Source organism: Kitasatospora sp. NPDC048545 (genome assembly GCF_040651155.1).
In the GTDB taxonomy this organism is placed as follows: domain Bacteria; phylum Actinomycetota; class Actinomycetes; order Streptomycetales; family Streptomycetaceae; genus Kitasatospora.
Genome location: NZ_JBEZIQ010000001.1, coordinates 222,770 through 246,181, shown reverse-complemented (window position 1 = coordinate 246,181; position 23,412 = coordinate 222,770). Strand labels below are relative to the sequence as shown.

Here is a 23,412-nt window from a genome sequence, read left to right as displayed (position 1 = left end):
TCCGTTCTTCGTAGCGGGCCGCCCCGGTGCGGGGCGGCCTGGTCGGGCTGGGTCAGTTGGCTTGCTGGGGCCGGTCGTTGAGCTGGGGGTCGCCGAGAAGTGCGACGGTGATGGCCTCGGCGATGGCGGGTGCGTGTACGGGGTCCGGTCCGCCGGGAGCGTCGAGGGCCTGGCCGACGATGTCGGCCCAGTAGCGGTCGCGGACCAGCTCGCGGTACTGGGGGTAGAGCAGGTCCGCGTAGTCGTCGGGGCGCTGCGCCCAGGCGATGGCGATGGACTCGCTGCCGAGGAGGAAGGCGTACCGGGCGAAGGCGGGGCCGTCCGTGTCGTGTTCGGCGAGGTGGGCCACGATGCGCATGGCCTGGTGGTGGGGGCCGGGGACATGGAGCGAGTTCGACTCGGTGAGCTGGAGGGTGAGGACGTCGGGCAGGGTCACGATCGGTGCCTTTCTGGGGTGGGGCGGCCCGGCCCCGTGTGAGTCGGGCCGCCGGTGATCGGGTGGGTCAGGCGGTGAGGTAGTCGAGGACGTTGAGGGTGAAGCCGCCGGGCAGGGCGAGCGGCCCGGCGTCGGTGCTGGTGGCGTAGGACTCGGCGATGCCGAGGGCGTCGAGGACGGCGTTGTCGTGGTCGGGCCTGGCGAGGAGCCGGGCGACGGCGTCGAGGGTGAGGGCGGCGGCCGAGAGGGTGAGGCGCTGGAGGTCGGTGTCGGCGCGGGCTGCGCGGGAGCGGGCCTGGCGGGCGTAGTAGCGGGCTTCTTCGGCGGCGGCGTTCAGCGCGTTCACGGTGGGTCCCTCCGGTTCTCGGTCGGGGCCTCCCCCCTTCCTTATGAGTAAATTCTATACTCAATCAGAAGGGGGGTCCACTCCGCCGGAAAGATCTCAATGGCTGGACGCTGCGCGTTTGCGCAGGTCAGAGCCCCGCAATGTCCACGATCAGCGCGGTGGCATTGTCGGCCAGCGACTCACCCCACGCGACCCAGCTGCGCTCGGCGGCGCAGCCGACAGCATCGGCGACCAGTGCGCTGGCGGCCTCCTTCGGCGGCAGCAGCGCGAAGGTGTCCGCGACGCTGCTCCCGCCGTCGGCCGAGAGCGGCCCGGACACGCCGTCGGTGCACAGCAGCAGCCCTACCGCCCGCTCGCGGTGCACCCGCAGTTCCTCCACGGGCCCGCTCGCGATGTGCGACAGCAGCATGTGCTCGTCGCCTTCGCGTACCGCCGCCCGGCGCGACCGCTGGTAAGCCGCGACGTTGTGGTCCTCGGTCAGCTGCTCCACCAGCCCGGCAGGGCTCACCGCGTAGATCCGCGAGTCGCCCGCCCAGGCGAGCCGGATGTCGACCTCGCGGGGATTCCACACCGCGGCGGCCACCGTCGCGGTCGGTTCCGTCTCGGAGCAGATGTGCAACTGCCAGGTCGGGAGTTCGGCTCGGGCGGCGTGCACGGCGGCGCCCGGATCGCCGGTCTCGGCGGCGACGACGGCGATGCGCTGCGCGAAGGTGTGCGCCATCGCCCTGGTCTCGACGTGGTCGCCGACGCCGTCGCACACCACGAACGCCCACGTGCCGGTGGCCCGGTCCCTGTGCACGGCGAAGGCGTCGCACTGCTCCTTGCGCGCGCCCTTCCTCTGGGCGGCGCTGATCGTCGGGCGCGTCGGCGGCGCCCATACGACCCTGCCGACGTGCTGGTGGAGTTGGTCGAGCTGGCGGGGCAGCAGCGCCGGGTACGAGCCGTCCGGCCGCCGATGGCCGGTGATGATCACGGACCCGCGGAAGAACGGAGCCGGCGAGCCGCCCGACAGTCCGGTCCACAGCTGCTGGGCGGGCAGGTTGGCCTGCTGGTCGGACACCGTCCTGGGCGAGTGCACCAGGAACAGGCCGAGGCGTGCCGTGGTGTAGCCCTTGCCAAGGCAGGCATAGAGCCTGCGGTGCTGTCCGGTGATGTCGTCCTCGAGGAAGGACAGCTCGTCGCTGGCCCCGTCCGGGTCGATGATCAGGGCGAAGTCGCGTTCCATGCGGTGCTCTCCTTGTCGTTGGTCCGGGCGCTGGTGCGCGCCCGGCTGGTTCGGGTCGCTGGCCGGGCTCATGCCGGCCAGTCCGGCTTCCTTCGCCGTCGGCGGAAGCGGCGCGGTGGGGCGGGCCTGGTGTCGGGCCGCGTGCGCCACCGGTGGTCGTAGGTCTGCTGCCACGGGCGGGTGAGGGTCATCACCGCGCGGGTCTCCGAGAACAGCGCCATGGAGACCAGCCCTTCGACGACCATCACGGTGAGGTCTTCGCGGGCCCTGCCCGGGGGCACGGTGTTCGCGCTGAGCCAGTCCCCGGGGTCGGCGCGCCAGCCAGCCCAGTCGGAGGCCGGGCACTCCAGGTGCCAGCGGGAGGTGATCTCGACGTTGCCGAGGAGGTCCTGCCCCTCGCTCCAGCCGGGGATGGCCCGCAGGTAGGCCGGGCAGCCGTCCTCGCCGAGGTGCGGCAGCGATCCGAGGGCGTCGGACAGGTACCAGCAGGCGTCGCGGGCGGCGTCGGCCGGGTCCGAGCCCGCAGCTTCGGCCCAGGCGTCCGCGTGCAGGGCCACGGACAGGTCGATGCGGATGATCACCTGGTCCGCGCTCAGCTCACGAGGGTGCGCCACGTCGCCACGAAGTCCTCGACGGCCCGCTGCTGGCCGGGGTCCAGGCTGGTGGGCGTGCCGTCGGCGGCGGGTCCCATGATGAGCACGGGTCCGTGGATGGCCTGCTTGGGCGAGGCGTGGCGCAGGACTTCGACAACGACTTCCGCGTATTCGTTGCGGGGTGTCCCCGCCGGCGGGTCTTCGAGCAGGCCCACGGTGGCGAGGTGAGCGTCGGGTGAGCAGATCGCTGTGCAGTGGCCGAGCCGGGCAGGTCCGCCGAGGTACTGGGCGATGGCGAGTCTGGCAGCGTGGCCTGCTGGGAGGGCGGCGGGCAAGGTGACGGGCGTGGTGGTGCCGTCCTCGGTGATCAGCAGGGCCTGCATGGCCTGCTCGGTGTGCGGGTGAGGGGTGTTCATGGCGATGGGTCTCCGAGCTGCTGTGGCCTGTGACGCGGTGGGCGGGCCGAGCCCGCCCACCGCCGTGGCGCCGGTCCCGTGAGGTTGAGGTTCGCGTCGTCGGCTGCGTAGGACCGGTAGGGCTCCAGGGACGGGCTGACTCGCCCGTCGGTCAGGACCCAGCCGTAGCCGTCGCCGGTGCGGAACGTCCACCCGGCGAGTTGCCCGTCGTGGCGAAGGGCCTTGAGGGCGCTGGCGTCGGGGCGGCGGCGGCCCGCCGCGTACAGGGCGTCGATCTCGGTGGTGATGGCGGCCATCGGGTGTGTCCTTTCATCGGGGCGGTCGGGCCGCCCCAGGTGGTCGAGGGTGGCGCCAGCTGGGGCCGGGGGCCGGCGGTGGATGCGGATCGAGAGGCAGGCCCGGGGGCCGCCCGTCGAGGCCTGCCCCCCGGCGATGCAGCTGCTACAGGTTGGTCCGCACGCGGATTCGGGCTGCCCGGATCCGCATGCGCGGCGGGTGGTCGAGGTGCTACCCCCAGATCGGACGTGCGCAGGCGGCGGCCCACGAAGCCCTCTCAGCCTTGAAGGCCGCCGCCATCTCCCCGTAGCGGGCGATCTCCTCGGAGTTCTCCTTGCTCCAGTGGATCCACGTCGTGGCGCCGGGGTTGCACTCCTGCGCGCAGTAAGCGTCCATGGCCGCGTCCGGGTCAGCGTGGCCGGAGGATAGCCACCAGAACCGGGTGTTGTCGTAGATGACGTCCCATTCGTGGTCGTAGTCCTCGCGGTTGGGGTACTCGAATGCGAAGAACCCGATGCTCCAGGTGCCATTTTCGGACTGCCAGGTCACGTTCTCACGGTGCAGGCTCACGGTGGTTTCCCTCCTGTTGGTCGAGGGCCCTCCCCTCAACCTCGTGAATAAATTCTATACTCACTGCGTCGGTTGCACAACTCCAGCATTGCCCGATGGTCAGTCAGACGGCATGCCGTGCGCAGCACTTGAGTGCCTCAGTGGCCGATCTGGGTGGCGACTGTCCGCATCATTGCGGTGCACAGTGCGAGCATGCGCAGGGCGCGCGCCTGGTCGTCCGCTGCGTCTGCGGTCAGGGTCAGCAGGGTGTGCAGGAAGGGCTCCGGCAGGTCCTTCAGCCATTCGCGGTAGGGGCTGGACCGCCTGGTCGCCTCCCAGACGGCGAAGGTTGCGCACTCGGCGACGCCTGCCGCGTACTGCGCCGTCGAGTCGTCCGCGAGTCCGAGCAGGCTGCGGACCTCGGCACCGAGGGGGCCCGGGTCGCCGTCGGCCAGAAGTTCGGCGAGTCGCGAGGTGCGGGGCGGGGTCAGGGTGGGCATGCGGGGCCTTTCGAGTGGGCCGCGCCGGCATGGCCGCGGCGGGGAGGGTCGGGGGGTCGGGGGTGCGGCAGTCCTGCTATAGGGCCGCCGCACCCCCCGAAGGGCCTACATCCAGGCGTAGTTGAAGACGCCCTTGAGGAACTTGAAGACGTCGCCGGTGAGCTGGGTGGACGCGTTGTCACCGGCGTAGGCGCGGGAGATGGAGCAGATCAGGCCGAGGCTCGGGTGAATGAGCGAGACCTGCACGCTCGGCTCGGCTTCGCCCGGCCGGGCCTCGATCCGGACGGTGCGGTCACCGTACGGGTCGACAAGCAGGTCCAGGGAGGTGCCGGTGAAGGCCGTGATCGAATCGCTCGGGAAGCAATCGCGGACGGCGGCGATGAGCTTGTCGTCGGCCTCGATGATGGTGGCGATGGCGGACATGGTGGCGTTCTCCTTGCTGGTGAGGGCGTCTCCCTCAACCTCATGAATAAATTCTATACTCATGCCTGTGGGGTTTCAACTCTCCCGGAGCCCTGTCTCCGCCGGTGGACGCCGGCGCCAGTGCAGGTCACGGTGCTTCCTGCGCCGGAGCGGGCCAGGCCACGCCGGTGAGCGCCCGCCGGTGCGTCTCAGGCACCTCGGCCACTGGAACGCCCAGCCAGTCACGGCCCATCAGGGCCAGCACCGCGGCATCGGCCTTGTCGTAGCGGCCCGCGCCCTCGCACTCCAGGCCGTACCGGTCGGCGACCGCGTCGCGCACCATGCCCTTGGTGACGCGGGCCCGGATGTTCTTCGGCTGGTCCTTGGCCGGGTTCGCCACGCCGCACGCGTAGATGATCCGCTGGACCGGCGGCACCTCCGCGTAGGGGATGCCCCGGCTCCACAACATCTGGGTGACGTGCCACCACAGCCCGGCCAGCTCGTGGTGCCCGGCCAGGGCCCCGTGCCCGTAGGACGCGCCCTCGACCACGACCAGGTCTGCGGCACGGGTGCGCTCCTTGATCTCTCGCAGGTGCCAGTCCAGGCGGGCGTGCCTGCGCAGGCCCTTCGGGCGCAGCGCATCGGCCCAGTCCACGCCGGCGATGCCGGTGGAGACGAGCGAGAGGTCCAGGCCGATTACCAGCGGGATGGGGCGCTGGCGGGGATCGGCCGGTTCGGTGGTGCAGTTCATGTCGTCCTTCTCGAAAGGGTGCGCACGGCGGCCCGGCCCCATCCGGGCCGCCGCGCAGGAGGTTCGCCGCTGATCCGGCGGATGCTGGCGGCGGTCAGCGGCTGGTGAGCGACGCCAAGTGCCCGCCGAGGTGGGCCAGGCCCTGGACCAGGTCGCGGTGCCCGCCCTCTGCGCAGGGGCGGTGCAGGGCGAGGGAGGTGTCGTCCTCTCCGTCCGACGCCCACCGCAGGTGCCAGCCGGGGGTGTCGGGCAGGTCAGCGCGGGCCGCGTACACTTCGTCGCCCTCGGGGGCGGTGGCCTCCCAGGCGAGGAGCTTGGCCGCGTCGCCGCCGATGACATACGCGGCGAAGTCAGCGGCTGTGCGCACCGATTCGTCGTCCAGGGCGTCGCTGTGGCGGGCTTGGTCGGCCTGCTGCTCGGCCAACGCCGCGAGCGCCATGGCCGTCAGGGTTGTGTCGTGCGTCAAGTCTGCTTCCTTGGTGTGTAGTTGGCTGCTGCTGGCACGGATGTGGGTCGGTGGTGCGCGGCTGGCCGGCCGCGCCCGGTCAAGCGGCAAAGGCCAGTTCGGAGTTGGCGGCTTCCTCGGCGGCGCGTTCGGCCTCGGCGGCGGTGAAGGCCGCGCACCTCGCGCATTGCTGCTCGCCGCGAACCTGGTGCTCGGCGACTCCGGTGGTCGTACCGCATACGGTGCGGGGCTTGCCGGGCAGTGGCAGGTCGTCGTCGTCCACGCCGTCCGCTGAGGCGATGACCAGGCCGTCGAGCCACAGCCTCCCGCCGCACACTCCGTCGAACCGCTTCGGGTGGGGCTGGACCTGGCGGATGCACTGTGCCCGGAACGGGCAGGGTGTGCACCACCCCAGGACGGGCAGGCACAGGTCGGAGAGGGTCTTCTTGTCCTTCCAGGCGCCTTCGGCGGGGCTGAACCGCAGGTCGCGGTAGCAGCCGGGCAGGAAGCTGTCGGTGTCGGGCAGGGCGGTGAACACGATGGTGGTGGCCTTCTCGGTGTCGCCGGGCCCCGGCAGTGGCCGGGGCCCGGGTGGGTCTGTTCGTCAGGGGTGGCGCAGCCGCAGCAGGACGCTGGCGCGAAGCGGGTCCCAGCACACGCAGGTGACGTAGCGGGTGTCCCTCCACCAGGCCAGCCAGCCGCCTTCGCCGTCGCAGTAGCGGCAGCTCGGGTCCGGGGTCTGGGTCAGGAGCAGGACCCGTACGGGGCCGGGGGTCAGGCGCAGGCGCCACCGGCCCGGGCGGATGCGGGCGGGTTCGGTTGTGCCGCGGCACAGTGGGAGTGCTCGCGGCCACCGCTGCGGGCCGGTCACGGCACCTCCCAGCGTCGGGGGCTGATCCACTTCGCCGCGGCCACGGGCATCTCGTTGCCGTGGCGCCGGACGGTGTGGTGGCTGTCATCACGGCTGGCTCGTGTCGGGCGGACCACGTACACGGGCGGGAACCCCAGCAGTGCCGACAGGTCCTGCTCGTCCCGGTCTTCAAGGGAGGTCACAGCACCTCCAGCAGCTGGCGGCCGATCCAGTTCGCCACGTTCACCGACACGGCGTTGCCGGCCTGCATGGTCTGCTCTGCGCCAGTGCCCAGCACGATGTAGCTGCCGGGAAACCGTTGTCCGGCTAGCTGCTCCTTGGGCTTGAGCATGCGGAACCAGCAGTCCGCGATGGTGTCGGCGGTGACGACGACGGCGGCCGAGTCCCGGGTGGACAGGGTGTGGAGGGGGTAGCCGGCGTGCTTGGCGGTGCTCTTGCGGTACGGGATCACCAGCGTGTTGCGGTCGCGTGGGTCGACGCAGCCGCCGGGCAACACCAAGCCGTGGTGGTTGCCCTGCGCGGTCACGGCGGCCAGCGGGCTGTGCACGCTCGACGAGGTCGCGTTGTTGCGGTATTCGATGACGAACGGCGACGGGGTGAGCAGGGCTTCGGACTCGCGGGTGGTGCGGGTGCGCAGCGGACCTGATGCCGCGTACGGCTCGGTGTTCCAACTGCCGCCGGTCGGCACGATCAGCGCCTCGCCCTGCTTTGTGGAGCGGGTCGGCATCGGCCGCTCGGCGACGGCGTACGCCCGGTCGCCGCCGTCCTTGCCGTGGGTGAGGGTGATCGAGTGCGGCTGGTGCGGGAATTTGGCCAGTCCGGTTTCGATGCGGCTCATGGTCGCGTCGGCAAGCTTCTTGCTGCGGGAGCCGATGCGGTGCCCCAGGTCCGTCCAGTCGATCGCCGCGGACGCAGGGCGCACAAAGGGCTCGACAACCGACCGATGGCAACGACTGTTCGGGCAGCGGTAGTTGTACTGAAGGCCGTACTTTCCGATGGTGACGTTCGGGTCGAACCAGGTCTGGACGGCGTTGACCTGCTCGTCGCACTCGAAGCACCATGCCAGCGGGGCGGGGGTGAGGTTGGGCTTGCGCATCCCGCGTCGGACGAAGCAGATGTAGATGCGATCGCGCCACTGCGGGGCCCGCAGGTTGTTCTCGTCGCCGACGTGCGCCGAACTGACCGAGGTGATCTGGTAGTTGTAGCCGAGGGCTTTCATCGCGGCAATCCACTGCGGGAAGAGGATCCAGTCGGTGGCGAACTCCAGGACGTTTTCCACCACGATGGCCTTGAACTTGTGGACCTCGGCGGCGCGGACGACGCACCAGGCGGTGACTCTGGTCCTCTCGAAGGCGTCACTGGGCAGGGCCTTGAACTCGTCGTCACCGTCGAGGAGGTCGAGCTGCGGGCTCTCGCGGCGGCGGCCTCCGGCGGGGCTGATCTCGGTGCAGATCACCGACGCCCACAGCACGTCCGCCTTCGGCAGGTAGCGCATCGGCATCGCGGACACGTCGATGCGCAGGTGGTCGGCCCCCGGGTGGTTGGCGGCGTGGGTGGCGAGGGCCAACTGCCAGTGGTTGACGCCGAGTTTGAGTTCCATTCCAGCTTCGACCAGGCCGGTGGAGGAGCCTCCGGCGCCGCACAAAAAGTCGATCACGGTTGCGGACATGGCGGGCCCCTCTCTCAGCTCTTGGGGTCGATGGCCGGGGTGCGGCCGGTCGGGCGGGGTGCGGCGGGGCTGGCTGTCAGGTTCGGCGCCGGGTGTCGGGTGAGCGCGAGGTGCCAGTGATTGGGGGCGGTGCGGATGCGCGGCAGGGGTGGCTGGTCGTCGGCCGGGTTGTCGTGGGTCATCAGAAGTCCAAGAGGTCAAGTCGGATGCGATATACATCCACATGCATTTCGGGTGGTCAGTAGACGCGGATGCCGGAGGCAACTGCCCTGCGCAGGAAGGCGATCCACCCGGGCCAGTCGCAGTACCCGCTGCGCTCGGCGTCGCGGCGCTCGGCGGCGGGGTGGGAGTCGTAGGCGGCGAGCGCAGCGGTGATCTCCTGCGGGGCGATGAGCCAGCCCTCGTTGGAGTCGACCTTGTACCGGGGGATGCCGGCGGCGGACGGGTCGTAGCTCTCAAGGCGCTGCCGCGCCGCCTCCTGTGCGGCCGCGAACGCCTGCGCCTTGGCGGGCTTGATCTTGCCGTCTCCGACCGGCCCGTCGAAGTCGTCCGGGCTCAGGTCGAACTCGGCGAGGTAGGGGCGGTGGGCGGGGTCCCCTTCGATCAGCATGCCGAACTCGCCCATCCAGGTCAGCAGCATTGCCGTGCCGCCGGCGCTCTGCCGGAATCTGTCGCCGAGGGTGTCGGTGTCGGTCTCGATGTAGAACTCGGTACCCATCTGGGGCTCCATGGGGTGGTTGGGAGCCGGGCCGCAAGGTGCGGCCCGGACGGTTCGGTCAGGTGCTGCGCAGGCCGTGGTGGTCGCCGGCGATGTGCAGGAAGTCGATCAGCGGTTTCCAGTCGTCGATCCGGGCGGCGACCGCCTCGCGCTGCTCGGGGGCCGCGCGGTGGTAGGAGTCCAGGGCGGCGGTGATCTCCTGCGGGCTGATCAGCCAGCCCTCGGCGGTGGCGAGTTTGTGCCGCGGGATGCCGGACGGTTCGGCGGCGCCGACTGCCCGGAGAGCGTCCATCGCGGTGCGCACGTCGTCCGGCCCCACCTGGTTGAGCGGTATGCCGGGGATCGCCCGGTGGAATGCAGCGCGGGCCAGGTCGAGGATGCGGAGGTCCTGGATCATGCCGAGACTGTCCATGGCCCGTACGACCGACTCGTAGGTGAAGTGGTCGAGGTAGTAGTGCGCGAGGGGGTCGCTGTGTTCGAGGGTCAGCACTCGGCCCATCAGGGGGTCTCCTTCGTTGGTTCGTGGCCGGGCAGGGCCCGGCGGGGCGGTCACCGGCGGCGGCGGTGGCCCTTGCGGCGGACGATGCAGATGAGATTCGTGGTGGCGATGGCCAGGGCCGCCGCGGCCAGAGCGAGCGACACGGCTTGGATGGCGTTCACGGCTGGTCGCCCGCCCGCCGGATGTACGCCTCGGTGGCGTCGAGGTCGAGGTGGCCCAGGTCCTTGGCGGTGCTTCGCCGCCGGCGGGCGGGCGACCAGTCCGGGTGGATCGGCGGGCTCGCCCACAGCAGCTGCAGCCGGTCGAGGGCGGGGTGGGTCTTCTCGTCGCCCGGTTCGTGCGGCGGCTGGTCGGCTGAGGCCTGGTCAGTCACGGCGGCCCGCCTTCGGGCGGGCCGGGCAGCCGGGGGCGGTCGCCAGCCGCACCATGCCCAGGTACACGCCCTGGGCGTCGCCATTGCTGAGCGCCTGCGCGACTTCGGCGTGCAGCCGCTGGTCCTCCTCCGGGGTCTGGGGGTGCGCGAACTGGCAGAAGCACTGGAGGTCGCCCCGGCCGCCGGGGACGAGTTCGGCGAGCGTGGTCTGAACGATCAAGACCCGGTCGCGGGCGACGAGGACCTGCTGCTGCCACGGGAAGAACCCGGTGTGGTGGGCGATGTGGAGGCCGTCGGCTGCGAGCGCGTCAACGATCGTGGCGTGCTTCTCGGCCGCAGCATGCCCGTGCTCGAACGGCCGGGTGGTGGCGAATCCGGCGGGCCCGGTCTCGTGGACGGTGGTGACGGTCACGACCGCCGGGTGGTCGGCCGGGGCGCCCGGCATCTTGCGGGCTTCGAGGAACGCGTCGATGGCGAGCAGGAGCGGGGCGATGAGCGCGCCGGCAAAGGCGTAGACGTTGTTCGGGACGGCGACGGAGTCGTAGACGACGTAGTCGACGGTGGGGTTGTCGTCGCTGTTGTGGGTGACCAGCCAGGAGGTGACGCTGTCGATGCTGCTCGGCAGGCTGCCCTCATTGCCGGTCGTAATCGTCAGGTGGGTTCCGTCGGGGAGCTGGGCGTAGATGACGGTGCTTCCGCCGCAGTCGCCGATGTCGGTGACCAGCTGGCGGCGCCGCATCGGGGTGATCAGCGGCTCGTAGACGTCGTACATCGCCTTCCAGGCGGGGTCGTTGGTGCGGTTGTGGTGGGGCAGCGGGGCGAGGCGCATCGGGCTCTCCAAGAGGTCGTTGTGTGCGGGTTGGTGCGGTTGGGTCAGGTGAAGCGCAGGAGGCGGCGCAGGAGGCCACGGCGGGCCGCGCGGCGGGCCGGGGGCGACGGGACCGGAGGGAGGAACCGGTCGAGGGTGGCGAGGAGCGGGGCGGGGTCGGTGCCGTTGGCGTGCTGGGGGCCGGTCAGCGTGGAGTCGTAGACGTGGTGGACGCAACCGCCGGGCAGGGTCCGGCGCAGGGTGAAGCCGGTGGTGCCGCCGGGCTTGGTGGCGGCGGCCCCGCCCACCCCGTCGTCGCCGAGTTCGAGAGTGCTGCCGTCGGGGAGATGCAGGTGGAGGACGGCGGTGTGGCGGCGGGAGCTGAGGTGGAAGGCGACCCCGCGGGAGCGGGCGGTCTCGGCGAAGGGGGTGTACGCGGGGTTCAGGATGATCGGGTACGGCATGACACCCTCCGGTGTTTCGGTCGTTGCTGATTTGAGTCCACATGCATCTCCGGGCCGGGGTGCGCCCGGCCCGGAGATGCGGGTCAGGCTGCGGCGGGCTCGGTCCCGGGTTCGGGCTGGGCGGCGAGCTTGTCGGCCCACTCGGCGATGCGGTCGGCCATGCCGCGCAGATTGGCGGCAAGGACCCGGGCGGAGCCGACTGCCCAGGGCCGGGGCTCGGTGGCCAGCTCATGGCGGGCGTAGCCGAGGGCGTCAAGGAACTGATCGACACGGAAGGAGAGTTCGGCTGCAGTTGGCTCCCGGTCGTCGGGGTCGGCGATTCGGGAGGCGGCGCCGTCGAGGTCGGCGATGTGGTCGAGGTCCTTGTCGACCTGCTCGTCCTCGGTGCGCTCGGTGGCGATGGCGCGGATCAGCGGGTCGAGGAGGGAGGTGTAGTCGAGGATCAGGGTGGTGCGCTTGTTGACCGTGCGACTGGTGAGCGTGGGCAGCATCTCGGTTCTCCTCCTGCTCGGTGGGGGCCTCTCCCCCTCACCTCTTGAGTAAATTCTATACTCATCGAATGGGGGGCACAACTTCTGGACGGTTCGTCACCTATTCGTGATGTTTGCTCCGTTCGCGGCCTTCGCGCGCCAGGCGCTTCGCCGCCTCGCGGGCCGCCTCGACCCCGTGCGGGTTCGACTCCACGACCTCGCGGTACTGGCGGCCCTCCCGCAGGATCTCCTCGGTCCGCGCCTGCTCGGCCAGCCGTTCCAACTCCCGCTTCTCCTTCTCCTGCCCCTCGCGCTGGGCACGGGCACTGGTCCCGCACCCCCGGCAGTTCCGCGCGACCTTCCGGTGCCTGCTGCACGGCCCTTGCGGGGACGGAGCCAGCTGGCCCCCTGCGGCGTCAGCCGTGGGGGGCTGGGGGGAAGGTACTGACCCAGGAACTGAAGGAGGTACTGACGGGGTTCCCGATCGGGAACCTGGAGGGTTCCCAGGCGGGAACCTGCTGGGTTCCCCCTCCGGAACCCGTTCCGGGCCCTCGAGTGGGTTCCCGTTCGGGAACCCACCGTCGACCGGTGCCTTCTTGGGCTGCTCCGCGCGCCTGCGGGCGGGAGCGGCCGGCTTGGCGCGCACCACCCCCTCCCGGGCGAGCCGCTTGTTGCGCGGGGCGTCCGCCGCGGCCTTGAACCGGGCCTCCAGCTCCTCCGAGTCGGGGATGCGCGGCACCCCGCCGGGAAAGATCCGGTAGACGGCGGCCCGGCCCGGCTTGCCGATCTCCACCCGCTCAACGAGGCCCTTCTTCACCAACTCCGTCACCAGCGTGATCGCCCGCTTAGGCCCCACCCCCGCCCACGCGGCGAGCCTGCGGATCCCCGGCCGCGCAAGGCGGGTCTCATCGTCGGCCGAGTCGCCCAGCTTCATCAGCGCCAGCTTCTCGGCAGGGTTGCCGACCACCTCCGGCGGCAGGTAGGCGGCGACCAGCATCAGGTGGATCGACATGTGCGGGCTTTCTCTCGGCGGCGGTTGCGGTACGGCTGGCTGACCGCGCTCACTCGCGTGCCGCGCGCACGTCGATGCGCCTGGGGGTCCGCTTGACGACGGTGCGCGTCGGCACGGCAATGCCCGCCGTCATCAGGGCCTTCACCATGCGGTCGACGTCGGGAACCGTGGGGATCACAGCGCCGAGGGTGTCGAAGAGCTCGATCATCGCGCGCACGTCGGGCTGCTGCTCCTTCTTCTCCTTCCCCGCCCAGCCCAGCGTGTTGGCCCCGTAGCGGCCCGCCTCGGAGGCGTCCACCGACTTGCGGGCGAACGTCTTCTTCTTGTCCGCGTCCGACCACAGCCGGTGCGCGGCGACGTAGTCGGCCAGGTGCCCGGCCACGTCCTCGTCGTCGTGGACCAGGTTGGACTGCACCGGACGGCCGTCCGCCGGCGAACCCCAGCACGCTGTGGCGAACGGGCAGTAGTCGCAAGCGGCGTCAATTCCGGGCCCGAGGAAGTCGCGGCGGGCTTGCTCCGGGTGCTCGGTCTCAGCGACCCTCTGGAGCCACCACACCGCCTCCTCGGCGATCTGCGGGTCGTAGGGGACCTCCTGGATGAACTCCTCGCCGTTGTCCCGGCAGATGAACCGCAGCCGGATCTTCTCGACCCGCACCGGGCCGAGCCGAGCCAGGACCCGCTGACCGTCGGCGTCCTCGAACCCTCCGGTGTTCAGCAGCCGGGCATAGGTCATCACCTGCCGCAGCTCCGGCGCCGTCGCCCCGTAGCGCACCGTCTCGTCCCACCTGTAGACCGTGCGGGTCTTGATGTCCTCCAAGGTGTTCTCGTCGGCGGCCACCTTCGGCCGCATCCGGCGGGGAAGTTGGCGTGCGGTCGCTCGGTCGAGCTGGACGATGTCGATGGATCCGCGCACGGCCGCGTCGGCGACCTTCTTCTCCACCAGCCACCCGAACTCCTTGCGGGCGGCGGTCGTCAGGCCCTCGTGGATGTAGGTGCCGAGCATCGCGGCGGGGCTGATGACCAGGTCGGTCGGCTTCCAGCCGTGGTACTTGTAGGCGCTACGCCGCTCGCACGCGGTGTCGGACGCGCCGAGCTGGCGCTGCCTCGAGCGCGGCCGGGCGCGGTCGATCGCGTCGGCGGCGACCCAGATGGACGGCGACGGATCTGTGATCGTCGGGGTGGACATGGCTGTACTGCTCCAAGAGGTCGTGAAGAGTCGGGGCGCGGCCGGGGTAGGGCCGAACCTCAGGCGAAGAGGACAGCTGCCGGGCGGTCAGCTCACTGGCGGGCAGGCGCAGGGCGGGACGCACACGCAGGCGGCGCAGCCGGGGCACCAGTCCTCGGGCGGCATGCCGCACTCGCGGCAGCAGCCGCAGTGGTCGCCGCAGGTGGCACTGGCGCACGGCCAGGCGGGGACAGGGGTGTCGTTCATCGTCGGTTCCGTCGGCGGGGCCACCCCAACCGGGTTGGGTGGCCCCGCCGACGGCGCTACGCGGCGGCTGCCGGCTCGCCGAGGACTTCGGCGTCCGCCTCGGCCTGCTGCGCCGCGGCGGCGGCCTGCAGCCGGGCGGCGTCGCTAGCGGGCTCGTCGTCGATGGTCGTGGGCGGGGCGGCCAGCTCACGCACCCTGGCCTGCACGGCCAGGCGGACGGTCTTCCACTCGGCTTCGGACAGGCCGGTCTCCGGGCCCGCGTCGAGTTCCTTCCACAGCGCCACACACGTTTCGCGGTCGGCGGCCTCGGTGACACGCTTCATCCACGGGCCGGTGCGGTCACCGGTCAGCTCGGGCATGTCTCGGGGCTGCGACTCGGTCGAGCACCCCAGCATCTCGAACACCAGCTTCTCGTAGGAGAAGTGGGGCAAGGGCATGGGCTTGCCGCTCTCGACCCGGAACCGCAGGGTGCGCGCCTTGATCACCACGGTCGGCTTGTCGCGACGCACCCTCAGCCAGACGGTGCTGTCGAAGCCGACGTCCTTCTGCGCGCTGACCTTCCACTCCTTGACGGGACGGCGCTGCACGATGAGCGGCTGCCCGTTGTCGTCGGTGGCTGAGATCTCCTTGCCGCGGGCCAACATGATGGCGATGCCCGGCATGGTCTGGAGCATGTGGATGATCCGGTACCACCGGGCGGTGGCGTCGTTCCACAGGTGACGGCCGACGTCGATGGTCGCGTCCGGGTTCTCGGAGAGCTTGGCGCGGTTGCTGTTGCTGCGCTTGGCGCGCTCGTACGTCCAGGTGGACAGCATCTTCCACAGCGCCGACCCGGAGTCGATGACGAACACGACGGGCGGCTCGCCGGCGGTCGCGGCGCGGTGGGCTTCCCACCACACCGCTTCGACCTGGTCGGCGATCGACTGGTAGGTGCCATCGTGGACGATCACCTCGAAACGGGCGCCGGGGATGGCGGCGTACTCGTCGGCAGAGCCTTCCGCCAAGTCCATCACGTACATCTGTCCGATGCGGTTGCTGCCGCTGAATTCGAGTGCGCCGTAGGTCTTTCCGGCGCCTTCGTCACCCTCCACGAGGATGAACGGCCAGGGCACGATGCCGGTGGGCTTGCGGGAGTTGAGCTTGGGGGGCACGGGTGTTTCTCCAAGAGGTCATGGTGGTGCGTCAGTCCGCGCGCAGGGCGCGGACCTCGAAGTAGGTCGCCCACTCGGGGTGTTGCTCGATGAGCAGGCGGGCGTATCTGCTGCGGAAGTCGTTGTTCAGCCGGAAGTCGTCGGCGGAGAGGGTGGCGCGGCCGTAGGAGTAGCGGATGATCTCGAAGAGCATCCCGAGGCTGACCTTGGCGAACTTCGCGTCGATGCACTCGGCGGTCAGCCGTTCCAGCTCGGCGAGGACCCAGCCGTTGAGGGCGTGGAACTGCTCGAACCGCTCCTGGATGCTCTGCTGGCGCACGCTGCCGGCCGGTGGCTGGACGATGCGGCGCACGGCTTCCAGGCCGGGCAGCTGGTCTTGCAGGACGGTGGTCATCGCTGCTCTCCCCTCTTGGTGATGGGGATACTACGAAGAATCCACATACAAGTCGAGCCAGAGACCGACGCCCGCAAAGGCGATCGGCCACCCATCCGCCCAGACGTCAGCGGGAGGGGGTCTTGCGTGCATGGCGACTCCAGCCCTGATGAGCGGGCCAGGTCGCCCCCTCTTGAGTAAATTCTATACTCATCAAGGGAGGTTGGTCAACTACCCCTCCGACTGCTTGCCCCTCGACAGGATCTGCGATCCCGGCCCGTCATACGTGCCGCTCTCCAGCGCCTTCAGCACCTCCGGGATCACCACCAAGGGCCGCGACCTCGGGCGCTCACGCATCCGATCCAAGCCGGCGAGCGCGTTCGGCAGCAGCCACAGCGGCGACCTCGACAGCTGCCAGTCCGGCTCGGTGAACACGCCCCCCTTCACCGCGATGGTCAACGGCGGGAACGCCTTGACCGGATCCTCACCCGTCAGCGCCATGATCTCCTGGCTGCCGACGATCGGCGGCAAGTCCGCGGCGCGCACGGCCAACGCCGCCTTCACGCTCCGGCCGGGCGCCTGCTCGGCGACCAGCTGCTCCACGTAGGTCATGTCCGGCGTCTTGCCCCGATCGGTGCTCTCCCCGAAGGCAACCGCCGCCCCGATCGGCCAGTAGGCACGCCCCGAGACGATCACCGCCTCCGAGTAGTCCAGGACACCGCGCTGGATCCACTGCGCCACATTCCGCGCCGGCGCCTTGTAGACCGTGCTGAACTCCTGCGCACCCACCAAGACGATGGGGATGCTCCCTGCTCCCGCCATGCCGCTCTCCTCACATCAGTGAGTATTGACTTTACTCGCCAGGGTCAGGGAGGCCATTCGCCGGATCGCTGCTACAGTGGGTGATCCAAGAGGTCGGGCCCCCATTCCGTAAGGAACGGGGGCCCAACCGTTTCCCGGCCGCGCGGTCTTGCTACCCCTTTCAGCTCACCCCGAGGGGCGGGTTACTCATGGGCGGCGCGGCACCGGGCACCCGGGCCGAACGCCCGGGTGCGACAAGGTCACGACGACGGCAGCGCGACCTTCCCACCCGGGTACTGCGGCGGGCGGGCGTAGCCGAGCAGCCAGCCCCAGCGCGGCGACAGGTAGACCTCGGCCACCCGGAACACCGCGTAGTAGGCGAAGCTGGCCAGCGGCGCGACGACTCCGGCCAGCGCGGCCGGGTCGAGGTCGAGGCCGTAGCGGGCGGCGAGGGCCACCAGCCAGCCGACCAGCGCAGGCACGCCGGTGCGCAGCAGGGACACGTACACGTTCACTGAACTCCTCAATTGGGTTGATACGAGCAGGTGTTGCGGTGTCAGAGCCCACAGGCGGCGCCAGGTTTCCGGCCCCGGCAGGCCGTCCGCATCCGGGCCGGACAGTTGAAGGTCGGGCTGGCCGGTCAGGTGATCGGGCTGTTCCAGGTCGCCGCCCAGGTCTTCGCGCCGACCACGCCGTCCTGTTCCAGGCCCTTGTCGGCCTGGAAGGCCCTGCACGTCGCGGCCGACTTCGGCCCGTACTTGCCGTCGGCGCTGATCGACCAGCCCCGGGCGGCCATGTGCTGCTGCCACAGCAGCACGTCCGGGCCCTCGCAGTAGTCGGCGAGGTACCGGCCCGGCCACGCCGGTCCGCTGCCGGTCGACGGGGGCGGGCCCACCGGCGCGGTGCTGCCGCCCGGGCGCGGCGCCCCTGCCTGCACCCACCGGTAGAGCGGCTCGCCGGGGCAGTCGGTGGCGTACCCGTCCCTGTGCCCCTTGATCTCGTTGCCCGCGTCGCCGTCGCGGCGCAGCCACTCGATCGCGTCGCGGATGCCACCCAGCTGGGCATCAGTGGGGCTGGTCAGACCCTCGTCGCCGACCATCGCGCACACCGAGTAGTGCTGGGAGTTGAGGCCCGGCCCGTTCGCGGCCTGCAGGTGGTGCAGGCCGCGCCCCTCGAAGACGTAGCCGTGCGGGCACACGACCGCCGAGTACGCGATGCAGATGTACTTCTCCTGCTGGTTGGCCTGGTGGGAGGCCTGGATGTCGCGCATCCGACCGGCGCAGCGGCCGTGCTGGTCGGAGTTGGCGAGGTCGGCGGGCACTTCGGTGCCCTCGTAGTGGACCTTGACTCCCTGGGTGGAGCCGATGAAGGTGAAGTCGGACTTCGGGGGGCGAGCGCCCCACTGGTCCCTGGTGATGAGCTGCACGGCGTGCGCGCTTTCTCCCCCGCGCCTGCCTGGGTGTTGCTGTTCCGCGTGCCGCGGACTACGGGTGCTTGTCCTGGGCCAGGAGCCACAGTTGAAGGAGTGCCACCACAACGGGCGCGACGAACGCACCGATGAGCCAGCGGCGGCCGGCGGCCGCGGCGGACTCGGTGTCCTCCCGGGCCCGGCGTTCGCTGGCAAGGTCGCGTTCGACCATGTCCATGCGCTGCGCCATCAGCCGCTGGTCCGAGTGGTACACGTCCTTGGTCACCGACTGCTCCAGCCTGAGGGCGAGCGCCTGGAGGTCGCCCCGAAGGTCTTCACGCAGACCCGCGATCGAGTCGCGTTGGTCCTCGCGGAGCTGTGTCAGGGATCGCTGGAGTTCCCACAGGGTGGGCTCGGCGGTCGGCGGGACGCTCACGGATTGCTCCTGGACTGCGCCCCCGCGCCGCCGCCCATCTTACGGCCACTGCCGGTCAGATCCGCAGGTCAGTCCGCTCCCCAGGTAGCGGAGCCGAAGGAGATCCACCCTCCGAGCGGGCCGGACACGTGCGTGACGCCCAGCGTGCCGTCCATGTAGACCGTCAGATTCGCCTTCGTGCCGGTCTCGTTCAGCAGCTCCAGCACCTCGTGCGCGCTCGGCCGGTACCCGTCGGGCAAGGTGGCGACCTTCCCCCCGGTGAACCCGGAAGGGATCTTCACGACCCCGCGCACCGTGCACCGCCCGTCGGGAAGCCGCCGAAGCTGGGGAGGGCGGAACGAGCTGCCGAAGGCGGAGAACCCGGAGGCGAGTACCAGCGGCTGCCATCCGTCGATGGACAGCTCCTTGCCGAACGAGAAGCGGGTGGGGCTGGTGGCCCCGGGCGGCTGCACCACCAGGTCGATGCGCCGCTCCAGCCCGCCGATCGACACGGACGGGCTTCCCGAGCCGCTGCCGCCCATCTGGATCCGCCCGACGTCGTCCGAGGACCGGCCGCCGCTGAGTGTGAAGTACGGAGAACCGAAGCCGTAGGAGTTCCCCTGGATCATCGCCATCCCCGCTGTCGTGTCCACGGTGATGCTCGCCGGGCCCTTCTCGGACGAAGCCCCGGTGTACATCAGCAGCGCCGGAGAGTGCGCTTCGCCGTCCCAGGCGACGCTCGGATTGAGGACGATCCGGGCGCCCGCTGCACCGGTCTGGACGGTGCCACCGGTCACGGTCGCACCGGTGATCGTCTTTCCGTTGATGGCGTCCGCGCTGAGCTTGGCGGCGGTGACCGTGCCGTCGGCGATCTGCACCTGCCCCAGGACCGGCTTCGCCTCGACGTTGTCGAAGTACACCTGCCCGGCTGTGGACAGCCAACTCTCCACGACGAGGACTGCGGTGGCGGTCCCGGGCGGCGCCGTCACGGTCGCTGTGGCTGCCTGCCACGTCGGGCCGAGCACCGGGGCAGTGACCTGGGCGGAGTTGAACGCGACGATGGCGCCGGCGGCGTCCAGCCACTTCGCGTAGAACTTGATCGCGCCGCCCTGCCAGTCGGGGGACGCCTGGTAGTCGTAGCGCAGCACGAGCTGGTCACCGGGCCGAACCGTGACGGTCGCCAGGGGAAGGCTGCGGGAGGCGGCGGGCGCCGCGGTGGCGTCAACGCGCAGGGACTTCGCGGACCCGCAGCCGCCGGAGGCGATGGACCAGTACGGGCTGCCCGCTGCTGCCCGGGCGGCACCGACCGGCCCTTCGAACGACCCGTCTGGGATGTAGTTGTTGACGGTGCCGACGGCCAGCACGTCGGCGGTGACGGCGCCGGCGGCGAGCTGCGCGGCCGTGATCGAGTTGACGGCGAGCTTGTCGACCGTGATCGACAGCGCCTTGATCTCCCTGCCCGTGACCGTGTCGGCTGCGATCTTCCCCGCGCCGATGGCGTTGGCCCCGACCTTCGTGGCGGTGACCGACCCTGCGGCGAGCAGCGTCGCGGTGATCGCCCCGGCGGCTATCTGCCCGGCCGTCACCGCACCGGCCGCGAGCTGTGCGGTGTTCACCGCACCGGCCGCGAGCTCTGTCGTGGTGACGGACCCGGCAGTGAGCTCCCGCGTGCTGATGGCGCCGGCGGCGACGCTACCGGGAGTGACCGCGTCGGCGGCCAACTTGCCTGCGACGACAGCGGCTTGCCCGAGCTTGGTCGCGGTCACGGCGGCGTCGGCGATCGCGTCGGAATTGATCGCCCCGGCGGCGACCTTCGCCGCGGTCACCGCGTCGTCCGCGAGGGCGAGTTCGGTGATGATGCCGGCCAGTACGGAGTCCGCGACGACCTTCGCGGGCCCGGCGGTGGTCTGGCGGGACGGCATGGATGCCCGACCGCTGGTTGACCTTGTGGCCAGCGCCACCCACAGCGGAGCGACGGTCGGCACGGTGACAGCACCGCCTTGCGGGGACTCAATCGTGGTCGCCAACGTGTCGGGGCCGGGCGTGAACCCGGCTGCTGGCGAGGTGTGCACCTCCACGCGGGCGAAGTCCAGTGGCACCGGTGAGCCGCCGGAGAACCGTCCGTCCCACGAGACGCACACGCCTCCGAGTACGGGGCTTGCCATCGGTTCCGTCGGCGCGGGCGGCGGTGGGCCGTTGACCATGTTGACGGCGGTGGTGCCGTCCGGCTGCTGCCCGATGATGGCCCGCACCGTGCCATCGGCCGTCACCGTCAGCGCGCCGTCGTCGATCGAGGAGTACGCCAGGTGGGAAGAGCGGGACAGCTCCGGCAGCGCAGCCTCCAGGACGGCGATGCGCTGGGCGAGTTCGTCAAGTGCAGTAGGCACGAGGGGGCACACTCCGGTAGTGCAGGGATGGGCAGAGTCGCCCCGGCTGGGCGTCGGGGCTTTGATGCGGCACTGAGCGCGGGGCTGTCTCAGTCCACGCACGACCACCGGATTCCGCTGAAGGACAACCAGCCGCCGAGAGCGCCGCTGGCGTTCCAGATCTCGATGTTGCCGTTCGCCTGGACGAACACGTTCCCGCCGACGTTGTTGGGCACGGAGGCCGCGAACACCTCGCCCAGCTTCGGTCGGCAGGTCGGGTCGCCGATTGTTCCGACCACCCCGTTGGCGAAGGCGCCCGGCACGGAGATGATGCCGCGCAGCATGCACGTCCCGTCCGCCATCTTCTTGAAGCCGACGGTCTGCCAACCCCCGAGCTGCGACGTGCCGTTGGCGTAAGTGATGCTCTGCCATGCCTGCCAGCCGGCGGCAGATATCGGCACGCTGGCGGTGATCGCCGCCTGGTTGACGGCGAGCTTCTTGTTAAGGACCAGGTCGGTCCAGTCCTGCCCCGCCGCGGCGACGATCTCGTTGTTGCCGATGATGACGTGGCTGAACGCCGGGTTGGACACCGAGAGGACGCCGCCCTGCGTCGGGGTCACGGGCGCGCTGGTGGCGCTGAGGTCTAGGTACCCGGCAGAGATGCCGTACCTGATGCCGAGTGTGCCGCCGACGTAGGTGTCGGTGGCTTCGAAGCTGATCTGCGACTTCCCCGGGGACGAGGACAGGGTGATGCTGCTCTGCGGCCACGCCGTTGGTACCGACATGGCGACAACGCCGCCCTTGGCGGGCTTCGCCGGTGCGTCGGTCAGGGCGGCGGACATGAGCGTGAGCCGGGAGGTGTTGGCGGTGGAGTCGTAGCTGCTGGACACGGCGGCGGGACCGACCTCGGTCGGCGAGCCGGAGTAGAGCCGCACCATGCCGGTCGCGCCGGGCGAGCCGCTGGCGGAGGTGATCTCCACCCTGTTGCCGGCCGCTGCGGTCCTCAGCGTTGCGCCGTCGATGTTGACGCCGTTGATGTAGGTGCCGCTGATGGTGCCGCCGGTGATCGTCTTACCGGTGATCGCGTCCGCGCTGAGCTTGGCGGCCGTGATCGTGCCGTCGGCGATCTGCACCTGGCCAAGGACCGGCTTGGCTTCGGCGTTGTCGAACAGCACGCTCCCGGCGGTGGACTGGAGGGTCTCCAGCATCAGCCGCGCGGTGGCGGTGTTCGCCGGGGCGGTGACGGTGGCGCTCAGGGGCTGCCACGTCGGTCCGAGAGCGGGCGTGAGGGTCTGCGCGGCACCGTAGCCAAGAACGGAGCCGGTGGCGTCCATCCACTTGGCGTAGAACTTGACCGCGCTGCCCTTCCAGTCCGACGACGCCTGGTAGTCGCACCGCAAGAGCAGCTGATCCCCGGGCCGCACGGCGACGGTGACCAGGCCCATCGACTTGGTGGTCGCCGTGGCGGCGGAGGCGTCGACTCGTGCGCTCTTCACCGACCCGTTGCCCGCGGCGGCGATGGCCCAGCCGGTGCCAGCAGCAGCGACCAGGGCCGCTCCGACGGGGCCCTCGAACCCGCCGTCGGGAACGAAGTTGTTCACGACGCCGACGGCGAGAGCATCGGTGGTGATGGCGCCGGCGGCGATCTGCCCTGCGGTGATGGTGTTGGCCGCGAGCTTGTCGCCGCTGATGGACAAGGCCTTGATCTCACGGCCGGTGATCGCTCCTGCTGCGATCTGCCCTGCGGCCACGGCGTCCGCAGCGATCTTGCTGCTGGTCACGGCATTGGCGGCGAGCTGGGTGGCGGTGATCGCCCCGGCGGCGATCTGCCCGGCCGTGACCGCTCCGGCCGCGAGCTGGGTGGTGGTGACTGCTCCGGCGGCCAACTCGGCCGTGGTGACGGTCCCTGCGGCGATCTCGCGGGCGGTGACCGCATCTGCGGCGATGGTGCCGGCGGTCACCGCGTCGCTGGCGAGTTTGCCTGCGGCGACGGCGGCCTGGCCGATCTTCGCGGCCGTCACGGCTGCGTCGGCGAGAGCCGGGCTGTCGATGGCGGCGGCGGCGACCTTGGCGGCGGTCACGGCGGCGTCGGCGAGCTGGAGTTCACCGACGATCCCAGCCAGCACCTGGTCGGCCACGACCTTGGAGGGGCTGGCGGTAGCCGTTGCGGACAGGCTGGAAGCCCTGCCGGACGTGGAGCGGGCAACCAGCACAACGGTCACGGGCACGGCGGTGGGCACCAGAACCCGGCCGCCCTGTGGTGACTCAATGGTGCTGATCAGCGTGGTGGCGTCTCCTGCGACGTCAGCGGTGCGAGCGGCGTGGACTTCGACCCGTGCGAAGTCCAGCGGGCACACCGCCCCATCGGCGAAGGTGCCGTCCCAGGTGACGGCGACACCGCCGAGCGCACCGGTGGCCGCCGGCGTGGCAGGGGTGGGCGGCGGCGGGCCGTTGACCACGTTGACGGCGGTGGTGCCGTCCGGCTGCTGGCCGATGATGGCCCGCACCGTGCCGGCGGCCGTCACCGTCAGCGCGCCGTCGTCAACACTGGAGTACGCCAGCCGGGAGGAGCGGGACAGCTCCGGAAGCGCGGCCTCCAGGACGGCTATGCGCTGGGCGAGTTCGTCGAGAGCGGTGGGCACG

32 protein-coding genes are annotated in these 23,412 nt (G+C 70.7%); all 32 read right to left on the bottom strand.

What is annotated here, in order from left to right:
• Positions 1-52 precede the first annotated feature (52 nt).
• A complete protein-coding gene (locus AB0D10_RS01275; RefSeq protein ID WP_360249226.1) occupies positions 53-436 on the bottom strand; it encodes a hypothetical protein in 384 nt (127 codons plus the stop codon).
• A 67-nt stretch (positions 437-503) separates the two neighbouring features.
• Complete coding sequence (locus AB0D10_RS01270) at positions 504-782, bottom strand: hypothetical protein (protein ID WP_360249223.1); 279 nt, start codon at positions 780-782, stop codon at positions 504-506.
• A 127-nt stretch (positions 783-909) separates the two neighbouring features.
• Positions 910-2,007: a protein phosphatase 2C domain-containing protein gene (locus tag AB0D10_RS01265; RefSeq protein ID WP_360249220.1), complete on the bottom strand. Its 1,098-nt coding sequence runs from the start codon at positions 2,005-2,007 to the stop codon at positions 910-912.
• 68 nt (positions 2,008-2,075) lie between these two features.
• On the bottom strand, positions 2,076-2,621 hold the full coding sequence (locus AB0D10_RS01260) for a hypothetical protein (protein ID WP_360249217.1): 546 nt from the start codon (positions 2,619-2,621) through the stop codon (positions 2,076-2,078).
• Positions 2,600-3,016 (bottom strand): hypothetical protein, encoded by a 417-nt coding sequence (locus tag AB0D10_RS01255; RefSeq protein WP_360249214.1) that lies wholly within the window; start codon positions 3,014-3,016, stop codon positions 2,600-2,602. Before AB0D10_RS01255 ends, AB0D10_RS01260 begins: the two co-directional genes overlap by 22 nt.
• Positions 3,013-3,312 carry a hypothetical protein gene (locus AB0D10_RS01250; protein WP_360249211.1) on the bottom strand — a complete coding sequence of 100 codons (300 nt, stop codon included), beginning with the start codon at positions 3,310-3,312 and terminating at the stop codon, positions 3,013-3,015. Before AB0D10_RS01250 ends, AB0D10_RS01255 begins: the two co-directional genes overlap by 4 nt.
• 211 nt (positions 3,313-3,523) lie before the next feature.
• A complete protein-coding gene (locus AB0D10_RS01245) occupies positions 3,524-3,862 on the bottom strand; it encodes a hypothetical protein (protein WP_360249208.1) in 339 nt (112 codons plus the stop codon).
• Positions 3,863-3,999: 137 nt separating this feature from the next.
• Entirely contained in the window at positions 4,000-4,341 is a 342-nt protein-coding gene (locus tag AB0D10_RS01240) for a hypothetical protein (protein WP_360249205.1), read from the bottom strand.
• A 105-nt stretch (positions 4,342-4,446) separates the two neighbouring features.
• A complete protein-coding gene (locus AB0D10_RS01235) occupies positions 4,447-4,827 on the bottom strand; it encodes a hypothetical protein (RefSeq protein WP_360249202.1) in 381 nt (126 codons plus the stop codon).
• 64 nt (positions 4,828-4,891) lie between these two features.
• Positions 4,892-5,494 carry a hypothetical protein gene (locus AB0D10_RS01230; protein ID WP_360249199.1) on the bottom strand — a complete coding sequence of 201 codons (603 nt, stop codon included), beginning with the start codon at positions 5,492-5,494 and terminating at the stop codon, positions 4,892-4,894.
• A gap of 94 nt (positions 5,495-5,588) precedes the next feature.
• Complete coding sequence (locus tag AB0D10_RS01225; protein WP_360249196.1) at positions 5,589-5,960, bottom strand: hypothetical protein; 372 nt, start codon at positions 5,958-5,960, stop codon at positions 5,589-5,591.
• A gap of 79 nt (positions 5,961-6,039) precedes the next feature.
• Positions 6,040-6,477 carry a hypothetical protein gene (locus tag AB0D10_RS01220; RefSeq protein ID WP_360249193.1) on the bottom strand — a complete coding sequence of 146 codons (438 nt, stop codon included), beginning with the start codon at positions 6,475-6,477 and terminating at the stop codon, positions 6,040-6,042.
• Positions 6,478-6,543: 66 nt separating this feature from the next.
• On the bottom strand, positions 6,544-6,810 hold the full coding sequence (locus AB0D10_RS01215) for a hypothetical protein (RefSeq protein WP_360249190.1): 267 nt from the start codon (positions 6,808-6,810) through the stop codon (positions 6,544-6,546).
• Positions 6,807-6,992, bottom strand: a complete 186-nt coding sequence (locus AB0D10_RS01210; protein WP_360249187.1) for a hypothetical protein — start codon at positions 6,990-6,992, stop codon at positions 6,807-6,809. The genes AB0D10_RS01215 and AB0D10_RS01210 overlap by 4 nt, the downstream gene beginning before the upstream one ends.
• The gene (locus tag AB0D10_RS01205) at positions 6,989-8,479 is read right to left on the bottom strand and encodes a DNA cytosine methyltransferase (protein ID WP_360249184.1); all 1,491 of its coding nucleotides are present in this window, start codon (positions 8,477-8,479) and stop codon (positions 6,989-6,991) included. Before AB0D10_RS01205 ends, AB0D10_RS01210 begins: the two co-directional genes overlap by 4 nt.
• 14 nt (positions 8,480-8,493) lie before the next feature.
• Positions 8,494-8,661 (bottom strand): hypothetical protein, encoded by a 168-nt coding sequence (locus AB0D10_RS01200; RefSeq protein WP_360249181.1) that lies wholly within the window; start codon positions 8,659-8,661, stop codon positions 8,494-8,496.
• Between the two features lie 56 nt (positions 8,662-8,717).
• Positions 8,718-9,197, bottom strand: a complete 480-nt coding sequence (locus tag AB0D10_RS01195; RefSeq protein ID WP_360249178.1) for a hypothetical protein — start codon at positions 9,195-9,197, stop codon at positions 8,718-8,720.
• 58 nt (positions 9,198-9,255) lie between these two features.
• Positions 9,256-9,696: a hypothetical protein gene (locus AB0D10_RS01190; RefSeq protein ID WP_360249175.1), complete on the bottom strand. Its 441-nt coding sequence runs from the start codon at positions 9,694-9,696 to the stop codon at positions 9,256-9,258.
• Between the two features lie 157 nt (positions 9,697-9,853).
• The gene (locus tag AB0D10_RS01185) at positions 9,854-10,069 is read right to left on the bottom strand and encodes a hypothetical protein (protein WP_360249172.1); all 216 of its coding nucleotides are present in this window, start codon (positions 10,067-10,069) and stop codon (positions 9,854-9,856) included.
• Positions 10,062-10,898 carry a hypothetical protein gene (locus AB0D10_RS01180; protein WP_360249169.1) on the bottom strand — a complete coding sequence of 279 codons (837 nt, stop codon included), beginning with the start codon at positions 10,896-10,898 and terminating at the stop codon, positions 10,062-10,064. Before AB0D10_RS01180 ends, AB0D10_RS01185 begins: the two co-directional genes overlap by 8 nt.
• A 44-nt stretch (positions 10,899-10,942) precedes the next feature.
• Entirely contained in the window at positions 10,943-11,341 is a 399-nt protein-coding gene (locus AB0D10_RS01175; protein ID WP_360249166.1) for a hypothetical protein, read from the bottom strand.
• A gap of 83 nt (positions 11,342-11,424) precedes the next feature.
• On the bottom strand, positions 11,425-11,832 hold the full coding sequence (locus AB0D10_RS01170) for a hypothetical protein (RefSeq protein ID WP_360249163.1): 408 nt from the start codon (positions 11,830-11,832) through the stop codon (positions 11,425-11,427).
• A gap of 100 nt (positions 11,833-11,932) precedes the next feature.
• The gene (locus AB0D10_RS01165; RefSeq protein WP_360249160.1) at positions 11,933-12,823 is read right to left on the bottom strand and encodes a helix-turn-helix domain-containing protein; all 891 of its coding nucleotides are present in this window, start codon (positions 12,821-12,823) and stop codon (positions 11,933-11,935) included.
• 49 nt (positions 12,824-12,872) lie between these two features.
• A complete protein-coding gene (locus tag AB0D10_RS01160; protein WP_360249157.1) occupies positions 12,873-14,009 on the bottom strand; it encodes a hypothetical protein in 1,137 nt (378 codons plus the stop codon).
• Between the two features lie 302 nt (positions 14,010-14,311).
• Positions 14,312-15,406 carry an AAA family ATPase gene (locus AB0D10_RS01155; protein ID WP_360249154.1) on the bottom strand — a complete coding sequence of 365 codons (1,095 nt, stop codon included), beginning with the start codon at positions 15,404-15,406 and terminating at the stop codon, positions 14,312-14,314.
• 31 nt (positions 15,407-15,437) lie between these two features.
• A complete protein-coding gene (locus tag AB0D10_RS01150) occupies positions 15,438-15,800 on the bottom strand; it encodes a hypothetical protein (protein WP_360249152.1) in 363 nt (120 codons plus the stop codon).
• A gap of 210 nt (positions 15,801-16,010) precedes the next feature.
• A complete protein-coding gene (locus AB0D10_RS01145) occupies positions 16,011-16,601 on the bottom strand; it encodes a hypothetical protein (protein ID WP_360249149.1) in 591 nt (196 codons plus the stop codon).
• A 239-nt stretch (positions 16,602-16,840) separates the two neighbouring features.
• Positions 16,841-17,095: a hypothetical protein gene (locus AB0D10_RS01140; protein WP_360249146.1), complete on the bottom strand. Its 255-nt coding sequence runs from the start codon at positions 17,093-17,095 to the stop codon at positions 16,841-16,843.
• Between the two features lie 125 nt (positions 17,096-17,220).
• Positions 17,221-18,006 (bottom strand): N-acetylmuramoyl-L-alanine amidase, encoded by a 786-nt coding sequence (locus tag AB0D10_RS01135; RefSeq protein WP_360249143.1) that lies wholly within the window; start codon positions 18,004-18,006, stop codon positions 17,221-17,223.
• 58 nt (positions 18,007-18,064) lie between these two features.
• Positions 18,065-18,424 carry a hypothetical protein gene (locus AB0D10_RS01130; RefSeq protein ID WP_360249140.1) on the bottom strand — a complete coding sequence of 120 codons (360 nt, stop codon included), beginning with the start codon at positions 18,422-18,424 and terminating at the stop codon, positions 18,065-18,067.
• Positions 18,425-18,492: 68 nt separating this feature from the next.
• A complete protein-coding gene (locus AB0D10_RS01125; RefSeq protein WP_360249137.1) occupies positions 18,493-20,790 on the bottom strand; it encodes a hypothetical protein in 2,298 nt (765 codons plus the stop codon).
• Between the two features lie 89 nt (positions 20,791-20,879).
• The gene (locus tag AB0D10_RS01120) at positions 20,880-23,411 is read right to left on the bottom strand and encodes a hypothetical protein (RefSeq protein ID WP_360249134.1); all 2,532 of its coding nucleotides are present in this window, start codon (positions 23,409-23,411) and stop codon (positions 20,880-20,882) included.
• Between the last annotated feature and the right edge of the window lies 1 nt (position 23,412).